The organism is Eubacteriaceae bacterium Marseille-Q4139 (assembly GCA_018223415.1).
Taxonomy (GTDB): Bacteria; Bacillota; Clostridia; order Lachnospirales; family Lachnospiraceae; genus CABSIM01.
The window spans coordinates 3,850,333-3,866,069 of the sequence record JAGTTQ010000001.1; the positions used below are offsets into that span (position 1 = coordinate 3,850,333).

Below are 15,737 nucleotides of genomic sequence, written 5' to 3' on the forward strand. Positions count from 1 at the left end.
ATTTCCTCATTACTTGCCTTCTGTCAGATGACATGCCACAAAATGACCCTTCTCGATCTCCACAAGCTTCGGCTCCTCGCTTCTGCACCTGTCAGTCGCATACGGGCATCTGGCCGCGAACCGGCAGCCCGGCTTCGGGTTGATCGGGGACGAAATCTCGCCCTTTAAGATGATCCGCTCACGCCGCTTTTTTAAGCTCGGCACAGGGATGGCCGATAAAAGCGCCTGGGTATAAGGATGGGTCGGACGGTCGAACAGCATTTCCGACGGCGCTTTCTCGATGAGCTGGCCAAGATACATAACGGCGATATCGTTGGCAAAATGGTTCACGACCGAAAGGTCATGGGTGATGAAGATATACGTAAGGCCCATCTTCTCCTGAAGATCCTGCATCAGGTTTAAGATCTGTGCCTGGATAGACACGTCAAGGGCCGATACCGGCTCGTCGCAGATGATGAGCTTCGGCTCCATGGCAAGGGCGCGGGCAATGCCGATACGCTGCCTTCTTCCGCCGTCCAGCTCATGCGGGTAGGTGTTCACAAGGCGGTCCGCAAGGCCGACGACTTCCATTAACTCATGGACGCGCTTTGCCCGTTCATTTTTATCCGGAACCAGCTTCTGGAGCTTCAAGGGCTCGCCGATGATCTCGCTGACGGTTTTTCTCGGATCCAGCGATGCGTAGGGATCCTGGAAAATGAGCTGCATCTCCCGTCTTAAGAGGCGCATCTCTTCTTTATTCTTTTTTACGATGTCCTCGCCGTTAAAGATGACCTCGCCGGAGGTGGGCTCGATGAGACGTAAGATGGCGCGGCCCGTGGTGGATTTTCCGCAGCCGGACTCGCCTACGATTCCCAGTGTCTTTCCTCTCTCCAGAGTGAAGCTGACATCATCGACGGCATGAAGCGTCCCCTTCGGGGTATTGAAATATTTTTTTAAGTGTTTTACTTCAAGGATCGTATCTGCCATTACTGCTCACTCCTTTCGATTTTGAAATCCGGTTCGTCATATCTTGAGCAGCGCACATAATGGGTATCGCTGACCCACTTCTTTTCCGGACGGGCCGCCTTGCAGCTTTCCGTACAGTATTTGCACCGCGGCGCGAAGCAGCAGCCCTTCGGCAGCATCGTCGGGTCGGGCATCAGGCCCGGGATCGGCTGGAGACGTTCTTTCCTGTCCTCAATGTTCGGAAGGGAGCCGAAAAGCCCCTCGGTGTAGGGATGGAGCGTCCGCTCGAAAATGTCTTCCAGCGTTCCGTGCTCGACAATCTGGCCGGCATAGACGACGGAAACCTCGTCACAGACCTCGGCGATGATTCCAAGGTCATGGGTAATCATAATCATGGCGGAGCCGTATTTTTCACGGAGCTGCTTCATGGTTTCCAGAACCTGCGCCTGGATCGTCACGTCGAGAGCCGTCGTCGGCTCGTCGGCTAAAAGGAGCTTCGGGTTGCAGGCCAGCGCCATGGCGATGACGACACGCTGCTTCATTCCGCCGGAGAACTGATGCGGATATTCGCCGTAGCGCTCTCTCGGGATTCCAACGACCTCCAACATATCGCCGGCCTTCTGGGCCGCTTCCTTTTCACTGATGTTTTCATGGAGCGCAATGACCTCGGCAATCTGCTCGCCGACCGTAAGCACCGGGTTTAAGGAGGTCATGGGATCCTGGAAAATCATGGATACCAGGTTTCCGCGGATGTGCTCCAGCTCTTTTGTGGGCATGTTTAAAATGTCTTTGCCGTCCAGGATGATAGAGCCGTTTTTGATGACTCCCGGCGGGTCCGGCACAAGCCTTAAAATGGAAAGGGCCGTCGTCGTCTTCCCGGAGCCGGTCTCGCCTACGAGGCCCAGGGTTTTTCCATGTTCAAGCTGGATATCCAGCCCGTTTACGGCCTCCACAACGCCGTCTTCCGTCTCATAGTGGATGACCAGATCTTTTATGTCAAGGATTAAGTCCTTCTTGTTCTCTTCTGCCACGTCGGTATCCTCCCTTATTTCTTTAATTTCGGGTCAAGCGCATCCCGCAGTCCGTCGCCGAGAAGGTTTAAGGACAGGATCGTGATGATGATCGCAATACCCGGGAAAATGCACAGATGCGGCGCATTCCTCAGATAGGAACGGCCTCCCGACAGCATGGCGCCCCACTCCGGTGTCGGCGCCTTCACGCCAAGTCCGAGGAAGCTTAAGCCTGATGTGGAAAGGATCGCCGATGCTACCTTTAAGGATACCTGTACGATGATCGGTGCCATACAGTTCGGGATGATGTGGGACGTGATAATCTCGAAGTTGTTGGCTCCGATACATCTGGCCGCCTCCACGAACTCCTGATCCTTTACGGTAAGAACCGAAGCGCGCACAATTCTGGCATAGCTCGGCACCGAGGAAATTCCGATGGCTAACATCAGGTTGATTAAGCTCGGCCCGAGGGCTGATACGATGGTAATGGAAAGAAGAAGGCTTGGCACCGCCAGAAGGATGTCCATAAACCTCATGATGACATTATCCACCTTACCGCCGTAGAAACCTGCGATGGCACCAAGGGTACCGCCGATCAAAAGGGAAATCGTAACGGCCACAACGCCTACGCTTAAGGAAACTCTGGATCCATGGACGAGACGTGCCAGGATATCGCGGCCAAATTCATCGGTTCCGAGCCAGTGCTCGCTACTCGGGCCTTCCAGGCGGATCGACGTATCCTGCTTGATTACCACATCGTTATAGTCAAAAATGAAATCTGCAAAGATTGAAACCAGGATTAAAAGAGTGATGACAAATAGGCCAAGCATTGCCATCCTGTTCTTTTTCAGCCGGCGCCATGTTTCCTGGAACTGGCTGCGCTTCTTTACCTGAACCGCGCCGTCCTCCATATGTACCGCCGGATTGCTTTTTTTCGCTCCCATATGCTGCCTCCTTACTTTCTCTTATACTGCGCTTTGATCCGCGGGTCGATGAATGCATAGAGGATATCGACCAGCAGGTTGATAATACTGAAGGTGATGGTCAGCGTAATAACACCGCCGAGAACCAGAGGCGCGTCCTTGCTCTTGATGGAATCTACCAGGAGACGGCCAAGTCCCGGCCACGCAAATACGGTCTCTGTCAGGGTGGCGCCGCCTAAAAGGGAGCCGAACTGGAGGCCGATAACGGTGACAACAGGGATCAGTGCATTTTTAAGCGCATGATGGCGGATCACCCGCTTCTCCGGCACGCCCTTTGCACGGGCTGTACGGATGTAGTCCTGACGGATAACCTCCAGCATGGAGGAACGCGTCATACGTGTGATTAAGGCAGCATCGCCGGTTCCCAGGGTAATGGCCGGCATGATGTAGTTTTTCCATCCGCCCATACCGCCGGACGGCAGCCAGCGAAGATTTAAGGAGAACAGAATGATTAACATGAGCCCGAGCCAGAAGTTCGGCGTTGCAACGCCTAAAAGGGCTGCTACCATTCCCACGTTGTCAACTGCGCTGTACTGTCTCGTAGCGCTGACGATACCGATTGGGAGCGCGATCCCGACGGCCACAAGGATCGACCAGAATGCCAGCTTTGCCGTATTGGGGAATGCAGACATGATGGTGGAAAATACATCTCGTTTTGTCTGATAGGACTGTCCCATGTCGCCGTGGAGAAGATCCCACATGTATCTGCCGTACTGGACGATGACCGGCTTATCCAGGCCAAGGTCCTTGCGGACGGCTTCAATCGTCTCCGCGTCTGCGCCCTCGCCTGCCACAATGGCCGCGGTATCGCCCGGCGACAGGCTCAGGATGAAGTAAACCATAAAGGTAACGCCAATCAGAACAGGGATCAGCATTACCAATCTCTTCAAAATATATCTGCTCATTGATACCTTCCATTCTGCCGTGTACCGGCGTTTGTCGTGGATTTTTTTAAAGGTGCGGGTGCCTATGATCGCACCCGCACCTCACGTTCCTTTTCTTTTCAGGCCATCTGAAAATTAGTTCTCATAGTGGCAGTTGCCAAGATAATGCTGTGCACCTTTATGAAGCTTGAAGCCCTTTAAGTCTGCGCGGGTGCCGACCAGGTTGTCCTGATAGTAAAGCGGTACCCACGGTGCCAGCTCTTTACATCTCTCCTGGATCTGTTTGTAGAGATCCATACGTGCGGCTTCGTCTGTCTCCTGGGCTGCTGCAATAATCATCTCATCCAGCTCTGCATCTGTCAGGAACGCACGGTTTCCGGTTGCGCCGTGGTTGCTGGAATGGAACAGCGGATATACGCTGCTGTCCGCATCGAAGGAGGAGTTGGACCAGCCTAAGATATACATGTCATGGTCTCCTGCGTTGAGGGAGTCAAGGAAAGCGCCCCACTCATACATGGAAATGTCAACGGTAATGCCAACCTCGGCAAGCTGCGCCTGCACAAGCTGTGCGGAACGGTTTCTCACGTCGCCGGATACGAAAAGCTGGCAGGTGAAGCCGTCAGCATAGCCGGCCTCAGCAAGGAGCTGCTTTGCCATTTCCGGATCGTAGTCATATCCTGTCACTTCCTCGGACCAGCCGGGGATCGTGGAGTTGATGACGCTGTTTGCAACCTGGCCGCGGCCCTCTAAGATCGTATCCACGAATACCTGCGGGTCGATGGCGTAGTTGATCGCCTGACGGACTTTCACATCCTGGAACGGGCCCTTTGTCGTGTTCATGCCCAGGTACTCAATGGAAGAGGAAAGCTGGGTCAGAACGGATACGTCAGGATTGGACTCCAGGTTGATGGCGTCGATGGCATCGAGCGACCATACGAGGTCGATTTCGCCGGTCTCAAGGGCGATGGCTCTCGCGCTGCCCTCCGGGATCACGCGGCAGGTAATGGATGTTGCAATCGGCATATCGCCCCAGTAATTTTCATTTCTCACAAGCGTATAGTGGTCGTTGGGAACCCACTCGGTTAAGTCGAACGGACCGGAGCCTAAGATATTCTCCACATCGCCGTAGGCATCGCCTGCTGCCGTTACGGCTGCTTCCGATACGATGCTTAAGTTGGAGTTGCAGACGATGGCCGGGAAGGACGCATACGGCTCGGAGAGCTTGATCGTCACCTGGTGGTCGTTGTCAACTACAACCTCGGAAACCTTGGAGGTGTTGCTTAAGGTCTTCGGCATGGTTTTTGCACGGTCAAACGTAAACTTTACATCCTGTGCCGTCACAGGCGTTCCGTCTGCGAAAACTGCGTCTTCTCTCAGATGGAACACATAGTCCTGGGTTCCGGAAAGCTCATAGCTTTCAGCCAGGTCGCCGACGATATTTCCGTCGTCGTCGATGTCAAGCAGCGTGCTGTACACATGCTTTAACAGGATGGAGGAGGTGGTATCCTGCTGCCCTGCCGGGTCCAGAGAAACCACGTCCGACTTGATTCCGAAGATAATATCGGTCTTTCCGATATTTCCGCTGCCTTCCGAAGAAGATGCCCCCCCGTCTGCTGCTTCTGCGGCCGATCCGCCGGCAGATGCGGCTGTCGTCTCGCTGCCGGAATCGCCTCCGCATGCGGAAAGCATCATAGATGCTGCAAGCACGGCTGCAAGAACTTTTGCCATTCCTCTTTTTCTCATAAAATTTGCCCTCCTTTATTTTACCCGTCCCCCGGTATAGGCTGGAGCCATTGTCCCCTCTCCTGCCCTTTCCGACCGGGCGCCCTCCTGGTACCACGCAGGCTGGCCGGTACAGGTCTTGCATTCATAAGGATATCAGCTTTGCACAATTTTGTCAATATTTTTCGCAATCTTAGCGCTTTTCTTATGGATTTTGCCAAGTTTTTCACAAATACGCGTAGTGTGTTTACTATACACGCCGGGAAAAGCGCAAAATTGCCGGGATTCCGTCACTTTTTTCTGTACGAATTATACAAAGCCCGTTCCCGTCTCCATCAGTCCTTCATAACTGCCGGCGTCCCAATGGCTTCCCGGACTTCGGAGAGCCGTCCGCGCATGCGGTTGGTCTATTCCATGTTCTCTGCCGCCGTAAAATATGCCAGCAGATTGCAGATGCTCATGAAGCCCAGCACCGAGTTGTAAAAAAACATGTCATGGTTGTTGCAGGTGAGGACGATGGTTGCAGATGCGGCCGGCGGCGCCTCTGTCTTATCGGTGACGACAATCTGGGGGACGCGGTTCTTTTCCAGGAATTTTGTGGTGTTGACGAGGTGCTTGGCGTAGCCGGGAACGGAAAAGAGGATCACGGCGTCCTCCGGGCCGATGTGGCACATGTAGTCGTTGTAGATGGCCCTGCTGACGTTTCCGAGATCTACGGCTTTGACTCCGATGGTTAAAAGGCGCCTTGTTAAATAGGAAGAAATGCCCGTCGTCAGCTCGTGGCCGACTACATAAACCATGTTTGCGCCGCGGATGATGGAAACGGCCTCCTGGACGCGGTTTAAGGGAAAGGACGAATACGTTTTTTTCAGGACGTTTATTTCATTTTCCACGAACTCATGGAACAGCTTTTCCCTGTCCTCGGTCTCGTCCGCCTGCTTTCCGATCCAGTCGGTGATCCGCCCCAGGGTGTCTCCGCCGCTTAAGCGCACCTGGAGATGTTCCCGGAGCTGGCGTTTTAACTCCACGAAGCTGGAAAGCCCGATCCTTTTTGCGAACCGCAGGATCGTCACCTCCGTGACGCCGAGGGCCTCTGACATCTCCTTCAGGGAATAGAAGCAGACCTCGTCGGGGTATTTGAAAATATAGTCGGCAATGCGTTTCTGAGCCGGGCTCAGGGTCTCATACCGTTCTGTAACTGCCTCCAGAATGTCCATCTTTTACTCCTTTATCGCTGTAATGTCTAATAAAATTTATTATAAGGGAGTCCGCGCGGAAAGTTCAAGCTTTTTTTGCGTTTTTTTCATATTTTCCTCCTTTTTTGATGGTTTTTCGTCTGTTTTCGTAAAAATAAGACGCTGCGCGCGGCATGCGCCCAGGCCGGAGGCTTTCATGCAATGGGGACTCTGTTTTCAGGCGGATAAAAAAGTGTGCGCTGCGGCGCACACTCGCGCCGGAGCGCGGCTGCGCCAGCAGCCATATTCCTCTGCGCGAAGTGCGCATCCTCGCGGAGCGTTTTATTTCATAGGACGCAATCTCCTATGAAATAAAAAAGGCGCCCTCTCCCAGGATGTCCCAGGGGGAAGGCGCCTCGGCCGTTTATTTTGCCACAATGTTGACAATCTTTTTCGGAACGTAGATTTCTTTTATGATGGTACCGGCAAGTTTTCCCTTTACGGCTTCTTTTCCGGCTGCAATCGCATCTTCTTTGGAGATGTCGGCCGGCACGGAGATGACGGCTCTCGTCTTTCCGTTTACCTGGACGGCGATTTCGATCTCATCGTCCTTCATGGCCTCCGCATCGCACTCCGGCCATGTCTGATGGAAGACGCTGTCGGTGCCGCCAAGGTCTCTCCAGAGCTCTTCGCCCAGATGCGGCGCAAACGGGGAAAGCAGAATCACAAAGGTCTTTAAGGTCTCTTTGTCGATGCCGCCTTCGGTCTTTGCCAGGTCAATCAGCTTGTTGTTGTACTCCATGAAGCCGGAGACTACGGTATTTAAGCTGAACTGGTTGAAACGCGTCTCGATGTCGTAAACCAGCTTGTGACGCAGCTTCACCATTTCTTTCGTCTCTTTGACGTCTTTGTCCTTGCTTGTCATCACCAGGTTGTAGAAACGGTTCAAGAACCTGGCAACGCCCTCGATGCCGCGGTCATCCCACTCGGCATCCAGTTCCGGCGGGCCTACGAACAGCTCATAGAGGCGCAGGGCGTCGCAGCCGTAATCCCTCACCAAATCATCCGGGGAAACGACGTTTCCTTTGGACTTGCTCATCTTGATGCCGTTCTTTCCTGTAATCATGCCCTGGTTGAACAGCTTCTTGAAGGGCTCGTCAAAGTCGATGACGCCGATGTCATATAAGAACTTCGTATAGAACCTGGAATACAGAAGGTGAAGCACTGCGTGCTCGACGCCGCCGATGTACATATCCACCGGCAGGTACTTATCGGCCTTCTCTCTAGATACCAGCTCTTTGTCGTTTTTGTTGTCCACGTAGCGTAAGAAATACCAGGAGGAACCGGCCCACTGAGGCATGGTGTTGGTCTCTCTCTTTGCAGGGCTTCCGCAGCAGGGGCATGTGGTGTTGACCCAGGAGTCGATGGCTGCAAGCGGGGATTCTCCTGTTCCCGTTGGCTGGTAGCTGTCCACCTCCGGAAGGGTCAGCGGAAGGTCTTCTTCCGGCACCGGCACATTGCCGCACTTCGGGCAGTGGATGATCGGGATCGGCTCGCCCCAGTAACGCTGACGGGAGAATACCCAGTCGCGCAGCTTGTAGTTTACGGTCTTATGGCCGATGCCCATCTCTTCGATCATTAACGGCGCTTCCTTCTTTAAGACAGCGGATTCCATGCCGTTCCAGTCTCCGGAGTTGATCATGGTGCCGCTCGCCTCGGTGTAGGCCTCGGTCATGTTTTCAATTTCTTTCCCGTCCTTGGCGATAACCTGGATGATCGGGATATCAAATTTCTTTGCGAATTCAAAGTCACGGTCGTCGTGGGCCGGAACGCACATGATGGCGCCTGTTCCGTAGTCGGCCAGGACGTAGTCGGACAGCCAGATCGGGATCTTCTTGCCGTTTAACGGGTTCACGGCGTAGGAGCCGGTGAAGACGCCGGTCTTTTCCTTGTCCTGGAGACGGTCGACGTTGGATTTCATGGAAGCGTCGAAGATGTATTTTTCGACGGCCTCTCTCGTCTCGTCGGTGGCAAGGCTCTTTGCTAATTTATGCTCCGGTGCAAGCACCATAAAGGTGGCGCCGTGGAGCGTGTCGGGACGCGTCGTGTAAACCGTGATCTTCTCTTCTCTTCCGTCCACCGGGAAATCTACCTCGGCGCCGTAGGATTTTCCGATCCAGTCGGTCTGCATCTTCTTTACTTTTTCCGGCCAGTCCAGCTTATCCAGGTCGTTTAAGAGACGGTCTGCATAAGCCGTGATTTTTAACATCCACTGGCGCAGGTTCTTTTTCGTAACCGGCGTTCCGCAGCGCTCGCAGCAGCCGTTTACAACTTCCTCGTTGGCAAGTCCTGTCTTACAGGACGGGCACCAGTTGATCGGGAATTCTTTCTCGTAGGCCAGGCCTTTTTTGAACATCTGGACGAAGATCCACTGGGTCCATTTGTAAAAGGCCGGATCCGTCGTGTTGACTTCCATGTCCCAGTCGTAGATCGCGGCGATCTCCTGGATCTGCTTTTTGATGTTCTTCACGTTTTCTGCCGTGGATTTTGCCGGATGGACGCCCATTTTAATGGCGTAGTTCTCAGCCGGAAGGCCGAAGGCATCCCAGCCCATCGGATGAATCACGTATTTTCCGCGAAGGAGCTGGTAGCGGCTCCAGACGTCGGAGATGACATAACCTCTCCAGTGGCCCACATGAAGGCCGCTGCCGGACGGATACGGGAACATATCCAGGCAGTAATATTTTTCTTTTTTCCCATCATTGACATTGATCGGGTCCTTTTCCCAGTTCTCACGCCACTTTTTTTCGATGGCAGTGTGATTGTACTGTGCCATGACGTTTCCTCCATTCTGATCGTTGAAAAACTCTCCCTGTATTGAAATCGTGTGCGCCGGGCGCACCCTGTGGAATAAAAAAGCCCCTGTCTCTTTTATATAGAGACGTGGGGGCTTAAACTCACGCGGTACCACTCTATTTCATACGGCGTCTGCCGCATGCTCTCGTTTCCTGGTAACGGTCGGACCGGCGTTGCCTACGCAGGAGAGCTTCTCCCTTCAGCAAGCTACTTGGAGGCCAGTTCAAAAGCATTCCGGAGCTGCCTCGCACCGCCCGGCAGTTCTCTGATCCTTCCCGCTTCCTACTCTTCCTCTTCAGCGTATTTGCACTGGTTTGTAATTTATCATAAATTGGCGGGCGTGTCAAGGGTGCGGGGCGGGGGAATTTAGGAATTCTTCATCACAACGCCCTCCACCACATCGGCGGCATGCTCGCAGGCGTCGGCGCATTTTTCCAGATAGCTGTAAATTTCCCGCCATGCGATGATTTCCAGCACATCCTTTTCCTCGCTGTGCAGGGCACGCATGTTGGCGATGTAGAGGCGGTCGGCCTCCTCCTCCAGGGAGTTGATCCGGATAATCCGGTCTTTCAGCTCCTTGGAGCGGCGGAAGTTGGCAAACTCCCTCATCAGGCCGCAGATTTCCTCGCAGCAGCGGATGACGATATCCAGCATCTCAAGCGCCTCCGGGCGGATTTTGCTCACGTTGTTGATGTAAATGCGGATGAATACCTCTTCGATTTTATCGGTCAGGTTGTCGATCTGCTGGCTTAAGGATGCGATGTCCTCCCGCTCAATGGGCGTGATGAATGCCTTCACCAGCTTGTCGTTTAATTCATGCTTTTTCTCGTCTGCCGCATGCTCGATGGCATGGAGCTCATCCAGCCGTTTTTTCGTCTCCTCCGGGCGGAAATCGGAAAGGATATCTTTTAACAGGTGGGCAGCCTGGCTGGAAAATTCCGCGCAGGTAATGAAGTTCTGGAAATAAAAATCGTCCTGTTTTTTTGCCATGGTTTTTCTCCTTCTACTCTTTTAAAAAACGAACATGAATATTTTCGCCATGATGAAGCTGATCAGGCCGCAGCCCGGGAATGTGAAAATCCAGGTCAGCATCATGTCTTTTACGACGCCGAAATTGATGGCGGAGACGCGTTTTACGGCTCCGACGCCCATGATGGCGCTGGTTTTGGTGTGGGTCGTAGACACCGGGATGCCGAGAAGGCTGGAATAAAGAAGGCAGATGGCTCCGGCCACATCGGCGGAAAAGCCCTGATAGCGCTCTAATTTTACCATATCCATGCCGACGGATTTGATGATTTTCTCACCGCCGACGCTGGTTCCCAGAGCCATGACGACGCTGCACAAAAGCATGAGCCAGATGGGGATTTCCATGCCGCTTACGGAGTTCTTCCCGTGGGCGAAGGCGGCGCCTAAAAAGAGGACGCCGATGAATTTCTGGCCGTCCTGTGCCCCGTGCATGAAGCTCATGGCCGCGGCGCCGGCGATCTGGGCGTATCCGAAGACCTGGTTCGTCTTCCTGCGGTCCATCTCCCGGCAAATTATGGTGATGGCGCGGCAGACGAGCCAGCCGGTTAAGAAGCCCAGAACGAGGCTTAAAACAAGGCCGTAAAGCACTTTCACCCATTCTGCGCCGTTGATGCCGCCGATTCCGTGCTGGATCGCTATGGCGGCGCCGGAAAGTCCTGCGATGAGGCTGTGGCTTTCACTTGTGGGGATGCCGAAGTAAGAGGCGCCCACGCTGTACACGACGATGGATAAAAGGGCCGCGCACAGGGCGATCAATGCATTCTGGGTGCTGTCTCCGAAGTCCACCATGTTGCTGATGGTGGAGGCCACGGAGCTGTTGATCTGCGTCATGATGAAAACGCCCAGGAAGTTAAAAAAGGCGCTCATGAGGATGGCTTTTCTGGCGCTTAAGCAGCGCGTCGTCACGCAGGTTGCGATGGCGTTGGGGGCGTCCGTCCATCCGTTTACGAAGATCACGCCGAGGGTGAAGATGGTCGTAACGAGAAGGGCCGGATTCCCCAGGGTTTCCCTCAGAAAGCCGAGAAATGATAAGTCCATATCCTGTTTCCTTTCCTGTTTTTCTGTTCCGTTTTCTGCACGATACACAAAAAGGTACGGCCCGCAGGCGATGAAAGCCCCCGGACTGTACCTTTTTATAAACTATGACATTGGCAAGCGATACGTCTGCTCATCAGGCAGGCACTCCTTTTCCAGTAATGACAACGTAAAATCTATGTAATATCCGTGCAAAACAAATTTAGGTTATCATATTCAGGAAAGGAAGTCAATGATTGGCAGAATTTCTTAACATTTCCTAGCAGCAGCCCGGGACGGAGCTTCCGCCCGGCCAATTATGAATGGCTGCAAACCTGCACTTTGGGTCATTCCGTCTCCATGGCCGTGATTTCTGTTTCGATCTGCTGCGGTCTGCCCGCTGTACCGGCGTCCCGGACTGCGTACAGGGTGCCGACGATTCCCATGATGCAGAGGACAATGGCCGCGAGGCGTTTCTGGCTTTTTTCCATGTTTCCCATCTCCTTCTTATGCGCGCTCCAGCAGCTTTTTTACGATTTTTCCAACCGCAAAGCCAAGCAGGAGTCCAAAAAATTCGGCGGCAAGGTACATCAGAAGATAAAAGCCCAGGGCCGCCCAGTCATTTATGGTAATCCAGTATTCCGGAAGAAAGGCCAGCGCGCCGAAAGCCAGATATAAAAAACTCATGCCCTTTTTAAGCCCGCAGAAAAATGAGCAGAGAAACACGGCTGCCGGCATCACTGCCAGCATGACGATGATGGCGCTCGTGTCGTTATTGATAAACAGCGGGCAGCCGTAATAAATCATCACGAGCACCATCCCGTAGGGAAGAATTTCTTCGATTCGCTTTTTTATGTCCATGATTTGCCTCTCTTTTGCCTGCCGCCAGGGACGTCCCGGACGGCAGGTTTGCTTTTTGACCCTGAGGATTGCGGGAGCACGTCGTGCGGAGCAATCCGGTATCATGGGGCAAAATACCTTTTGGCCCCAACATCTTTTGAGAAGTATAGCACAGGATGCGAAAATTTGCCAGACGGAAAATGCGGGGCGGCTACTGGGGAGTTTGCGGCGCTGTGTAAACAGTCTCTCCGTCCTTTATGGTTTCCAGCACGCGGATATCGCGGATTTCCATGGGCGGGACTTCCAACGGGGAGCGATCCAGGATTACCAGATCGGCGCGTTTCCCTTCATCGATGCTGCCTTTTTCGTGTTCCTCAAAATATTCGTAGGCTGCGTCAATGGTTACGGCCCTGAGCGCCTCGTAGGCAGAAATCCGCTGGTCTTCCCCGATAATGTTTCCGCCGCGGCTTAAACGGTTTACGGCGCACCAGACGGAATGGAGCATGTCCGGCTTTGTGACCGGCGTGTCCTGGTGGAAATTCACCTTCACGCCGCGGTCCAGGGCATCCCTTGCCGGGCTTATGTGGTTTCCGCGTTTCTCACCGAAATTTTTCACATGGATATCGCCCCAGAACCAGACGTGGCCGATGAAAATTGACGCAATCATGCCGATTTTTGCCATGCGGTCAAGCTGGTCGTTCCGCACAGTCTGGCAGTGGATCATGACCGGGCGCAGGTCGTTTGTGTTTTTTGTCTTTTCCAGGGCTTTCTCATAGGCGTTCAGGAACTGGTCACCTGCCGCATCGCCGTTGCAGTGCACCAGAATCTGACGGTTCTCCGAAACGGCACGCATCATGTGCTCTTCCACTTCCTCGTCAGTCATCCACGGATAGCCGCAGTAGCCCTCTTCTCCGCCCAGGTACGGCTCTGTCATCCAGGCCGAGCGGCCCTGGGGCGAGCCGTCTAACACCAGCTTGTAGCCGCCGATTTTCACGCGGTTTCTGTACGTTCTGTATGTTTCCCCATACGCTTCCATGAGGGCCGCGCCGCCGGTGCTGAGCTGCGGATATGCCACAACATCCAGCTTTAACATCTTATTTTCTGCCATCCAATCCAGGGTTTTCATGTCTTCCGAAGCGGTGGCGCCGTCCTGGGCTGTTGTGACGCCATGCTCCAGGTACATGGTCTGGATCGCATCGTACATGCGGGAGCTGTCCTGGCTTACGCGGCCGGCGACTGCTCCCTGAAGAAGGCGCACGCCCATCTCTTCCACATATCCGCTCGGCTCCCTTCCGCCGGGAAGGCGCTCGATGAGGCCTCCTGCCACATCCGGGGTGTTTTCATCCATACCGGCCAGAGCCAGAGCGGCACTGTTGGCGCAGGCCAGATGGGCCGAGACATGAAGGATCAGGATCGGGATTTCCGTGCTCACCTGGTCGAGGACGCGCTTGTCTGGCTGGGCCTGTTCTTTTAAGAAGTTGTGGTCGTATCCGAAGCCAATCACGGCCTGGTCTTTCGTGACGGCGTTTTTCCGGATGTATTCCTTCAGAACCCGGATGATGTCGGCGAAGGATGAGCAGTCCGACAGGTCCGCGTACAGCGCCATTTTTGCGTTCATGACGAAATGGCTGTGGGGGTCTATGAATGCCGGCAGCAGGCAGCGGCCGGCCAGGTCGACTTTTTTGACATCAGAAGATGCGGCTGCCTCGAGTTCCTCCAGGGCGCCGACTTTGGCGATGCGTCCGTCTTTTATGAGGACGGCTTCCGGGTTGTGGGATGGGGGTGTTGGGGTGGATAGGGTGAGGATTTGGCCGTTGTAGTATAGGGTTTCCATGAATGTTATGCCTCCTTTATTGAATGGGAAAATTGGGGGTCTACGGGTAGGATGGACGGGTGAGGCGAGGAGTATGCATGAAGAGCGGGATGTTTTGGGCCGGTATGAGGAATTTGGGGCGGAACACTGGAGATAAATGTTCGGCCGGCCTTCTTTCCTGGACGTGCATGCATCTATGGGGCATCGGATGATTGGGGCAAATTGGCACAGATTAACGCTGTGGTTGGTATGTGGTATCAGGTTCATGTGCAGGCATGAAACTGCTGTCTGGCCACGTGCCTCCGGCGGATTTTAGCGCCCGGCTTTCCGCGGCTTGCGCGGAAACCGGCATGCGTAAGTATAATAACCGCTTTGCGGTTATTATTCCATGGCCGTCCCACGGCCACGCGCCTCCGGCGGGTTTTAGCGCCCGGCTTTCCGCGGCTTGCGCGGAAACCGGTATGCGCAAGTATAATAACCGCTTTGCGGTTATTATTCCATGGCCGTCCCACGGCCACGTGCCTCCGGCGGATTTTAGCGCCCGGCTTTCCGCGGCTTGCGCGGAAACCGGCATGCGCTAGTATAATAACCGCTTTGCGGTTATTATACTATATCATCACTGAAAGGTAAATGAAAATAAGAGAGCATGGGATATTCGGTGATCAAACCGAGTTTTATAAAAATGGGATATAGATAGGAAGCGCCGAAGGTACCGAGCTTTTTGGGGCCTGACAGAGGGATGGGGAAACGGGGCGGCACGGACTCCTTCGCCTGATCTGCTGTTATGCCGTCTTCAGAATCTTCTGCACTAAGTTCCAATAATTTTTCATATGCTTTTATTACCGTTGCTTTTGTTACCGTTTTCTCTTTCCGGCTGATTACAAGCTCGTTTGTCGGCTCTCCGTGCCGGTTTTGTTTTACTTCGTATGTGAATTTCAGCCCTTTGCTTGTGACAAAGGTGCAGCCGGCAAATGCCGTTATGACTTCCCACAGGCTCTCTCCCTTCCAGTCCTTTTGAAACTGCTCCATCGCCTGTTCGCACCTTTTTTGCTGTTCTAGGGAAATGGGCCGCTGGCACAGGTTCTCTTCTTCTGTCTCCTCGTCATCGGCGTTAATGACATATGGCAGGTAGGAATGGACGGAGGTGCGGGAAAGGTGCATGATTCCCATGATTTCGGTGATAGTTTTCCCGGAATCGTACAAGGACTGGATCTGGGAGGCCAGTTCGGATTTATATACACCGGCAGTGATCAGGAGGCGGCGGACTTTGAGCGGGGTTATGTCCAGGTGGCCCTGGGATTTCAGCTGATCGGAAATTGACTTCAGGGTGGGGTGAGGGGATGCAGAGCAGTATAGGGAGGCGGCGGTGTCTAATAGTGGTTGGGAGATGGTTTGTTTTGTGGTTTGGAATGCCATGTGGGAGGTCTCCTTGTTTTTGGGGGCGTTGTGTGGTTGGTTTGCTGTGCTTT

Annotated in this window: 13 protein-coding genes and 1 other annotated feature; all 13 genes read right to left on the reverse strand. The window is 53.8% G+C overall.

Going from position 1 to position 15,737, the window contains the following annotated elements:
- Positions 1-9: 9 nt before the first annotated feature.
- Complete coding sequence (locus KE531_18375; GenBank protein MBR9955562.1) at positions 10-966, reverse strand: dipeptide ABC transporter ATP-binding protein; 957 nt, start codon at positions 964-966, stop codon at positions 10-12.
- Positions 966-2,003 (reverse strand): ABC transporter ATP-binding protein, encoded by a 1,038-nt coding sequence (locus KE531_18380; protein ID MBR9955563.1) that lies wholly within the window; start codon positions 2,001-2,003, stop codon positions 966-968. The genes KE531_18375 and KE531_18380 overlap by 1 nt, the downstream gene beginning before the upstream one ends.
- A complete protein-coding gene (locus KE531_18385) occupies positions 1,991-2,866 on the reverse strand; it encodes an ABC transporter permease (GenBank protein ID MBR9955564.1) in 876 nt (291 codons plus the stop codon). Before KE531_18385 ends, KE531_18380 begins: the two co-directional genes overlap by 13 nt.
- A gap of 44 nt (positions 2,867-2,910) precedes the next feature.
- Positions 2,911-3,843: an ABC transporter permease gene (locus tag KE531_18390; GenBank protein ID MBR9955565.1), complete on the reverse strand. Its 933-nt coding sequence runs from the start codon at positions 3,841-3,843 to the stop codon at positions 2,911-2,913.
- A gap of 114 nt (positions 3,844-3,957) precedes the next feature.
- Positions 3,958-5,565: an ABC transporter substrate-binding protein gene (locus KE531_18395; GenBank protein MBR9955566.1), complete on the reverse strand. Its 1,608-nt coding sequence runs from the start codon at positions 5,563-5,565 to the stop codon at positions 3,958-3,960.
- A 386-nt stretch (positions 5,566-5,951) separates the two neighbouring features.
- Positions 5,952-6,761: a MurR/RpiR family transcriptional regulator gene (locus KE531_18400; GenBank protein ID MBR9955567.1), complete on the reverse strand. Its 810-nt coding sequence runs from the start codon at positions 6,759-6,761 to the stop codon at positions 5,952-5,954.
- A gap of 382 nt (positions 6,762-7,143) precedes the next feature.
- Positions 7,144-9,555 (reverse strand): leucine--tRNA ligase, encoded by a 2,412-nt coding sequence (gene leuS, locus KE531_18405; GenBank protein MBR9955568.1) that lies wholly within the window; start codon positions 9,553-9,555, stop codon positions 7,144-7,146.
- A 98-nt stretch (positions 9,556-9,653) separates the two neighbouring features.
- Positions 9,654-9,883: a binding site (T-box leader), on the reverse strand.
- Between the two features lie 58 nt (positions 9,884-9,941).
- Complete coding sequence (locus tag KE531_18410) at positions 9,942-10,565, reverse strand: DUF47 family protein (GenBank protein MBR9955569.1); 624 nt, start codon at positions 10,563-10,565, stop codon at positions 9,942-9,944.
- A 21-nt stretch (positions 10,566-10,586) separates the two neighbouring features.
- Positions 10,587-11,639, reverse strand: coding sequence for an inorganic phosphate transporter (locus tag KE531_18415; GenBank protein MBR9955570.1), 1,053 nt, complete (start codon positions 11,637-11,639; stop codon positions 10,587-10,589).
- A gap of 323 nt (positions 11,640-11,962) precedes the next feature.
- A complete protein-coding gene (locus KE531_18420) occupies positions 11,963-12,106 on the reverse strand; it encodes a hypothetical protein (GenBank protein MBR9955571.1) in 144 nt (47 codons plus the stop codon).
- Positions 12,107-12,122: 16 nt separating this feature from the next.
- Positions 12,123-12,476, reverse strand: coding sequence for a hypothetical protein (locus KE531_18425; protein ID MBR9955572.1), 354 nt, complete (start codon positions 12,474-12,476; stop codon positions 12,123-12,125).
- Positions 12,477-12,666: 190 nt separating this feature from the next.
- The gene (locus KE531_18430; GenBank protein MBR9955573.1) at positions 12,667-14,289 is read right to left on the reverse strand and encodes an amidohydrolase; all 1,623 of its coding nucleotides are present in this window, start codon (positions 14,287-14,289) and stop codon (positions 12,667-12,669) included.
- 582 nt (positions 14,290-14,871) lie between these two features.
- The gene (locus KE531_18435; GenBank protein MBR9955574.1) at positions 14,872-15,684 is read right to left on the reverse strand and encodes a hypothetical protein; all 813 of its coding nucleotides are present in this window, start codon (positions 15,682-15,684) and stop codon (positions 14,872-14,874) included.
- Between the last annotated feature and the right edge of the window lie 53 nt (positions 15,685-15,737).